At 49.8% G+C, this 902-nt stretch carries 1 protein-coding gene; it reads left to right on the top strand.

Annotated elements, in window-relative coordinates; genetic code table 11:
• Positions 1–27: 27 nt before the first annotated feature.
• Positions 28–902, top strand: an 875-nt coding sequence (locus ACFO0S_RS14770; protein ID WP_378142907.1) for an IS66 family transposase, incomplete at its 3' end; no start/stop codon positions are given.

Genomic DNA, 902 nt, shown 5'->3' with positions numbered 1-902 from the left:
TATCGAACGGAAGACGAGGTGACGAAGATGCGCAACGAGGAATCACTAGAGAGACTGATCGCCCTACTGGAACGCCAACTATCCGAATCAAACAATCGGAACGAGGAACTGGTAAGACAGGTTGCACATCTCTCCGAACAGGTTCGTCTACTGACAAAGGCACTTTATGCGCCAAAGTCAGAGAAAGAAAAATATCAGGCCCATGAGGGCCAGGGCTCATTGTTTGAAGACGACCCGTCTTTTAACGATTCTGAGCACACAGAGGAACAAAGCACAGGAACAGTCCAATACACTGTAGTCCGTAAGCTCAAAAAGAAAAAGCGCAACGATTCCTTTAAAGACGGCATCGAGGTTGAAGAGATCCATCACCATCCTATAGACCTTCATTGCGACTCCTGTCATCACGAACTCCAAGAAATCGGTTCAGTGGTCGCCCGTGAAGAGGCGAAGTTCATCCCTGCTAAGATGGTCCGCGTCCAACATATTGAACACGCCTACGAATGTACTGCGTGCAAGACAGCAACGGAAAAACCTGCTCAGATCAAGCGTGGAAAAGCACCGTTGGCGGTGATTCCGAGAAGTCTCGCAGGTCCTACCGTACTGGCCAAACTGATCTACGACAAGTTCATCCAATACCTTCCCCTTTACCGTCAGGTAAAAGAGTGGGATCGAGCGGGCCTGATGACCAATGACAAGAATCTTTCGAACTGGGTGATCCGTTCAACCGACGAGTGGCTCCATCCACTCTACGAAAAGATGAAGAGCAAGCTGCTTGAGAAATCGATACTCCATATCGACGAGACCTACGCGCAGGTCTTGAACCGTTCGGATGGCAAACCTGCACGCTCGAACGCTTATAACTGGGTGTTTCGAACAGTGCCGGCACAAGGTCCTGTCATCGT

It is taken from the genome of Chryseomicrobium palamuruense (assembly GCF_042649045.1).
Classification (GTDB): domain Bacteria; phylum Bacillota; class Bacilli; order Bacillales_A; family Planococcaceae; genus Chryseomicrobium; species Chryseomicrobium palamuruense.
The sequence above is the reverse complement of the archived record's forward strand: the minus strand, read 5'-3'. Positions and strand labels throughout refer to the sequence as shown.